1 pseudogene (running past one end of the window) is annotated in these 434 nt (G+C 69.1%); it reads left to right on the top strand.

Annotation, left to right across the window (positions count from 1 at the left end):
• Positions 1-434 (top strand): annotated as a pseudogene (cobN, locus tag ACFE99_RS22275) (cobaltochelatase subunit CobN) (its annotated part continues 2,795 nt past the right edge of the window); the annotation flags it as partial.

Here is a 434-nt window from a genome sequence, read left to right as displayed (position 1 = left end):
GGCCGACCCGCTGCCCCCGGCTCCGCCGCGGTTGCGATCGGCCCGGGGTTTGATGCGGGCCGACCCGCTGCCCCCGGCTCCGCCGCGGTTGCGATCGGCCCGACGATCGCGGTGCTCTACTACCGGGCGCAGCAACTCGCCGGCAACACCGCCTATGTCGAAGCGCTGTGCGACGCGATCGAAGCAGCAGGGGGGCGCCCGCTGCCGGTGTATTGCGCATCGCTGCGCACCGCCGAGCCCGACATGCTGGAGATATTGGCCCAAGCCGACGCGATGGTGGTCACCGTGCTGGCTGCCGGGGGAGTCACACCAGCCAAAGCCGCAGCCGGTGGCGACGATTCTTGGAACGTCGAACACCTTGCGGCCCTGGACATCCCGATTCTGCAGGGCCTCTGCTTGACCAGCTCGCGAAAACAGTGGCACGACAACGAGGA

The organism is uncultured Mycobacterium sp., assembly GCF_964249325.1.
Classification (GTDB): Bacteria; Actinomycetota; Actinomycetes; order Mycobacteriales; family Mycobacteriaceae; genus Mycobacterium.
The sequence above is the reverse complement of the archived record's forward strand: the minus strand, read 5'-3'. Positions and strand labels throughout refer to the sequence as shown.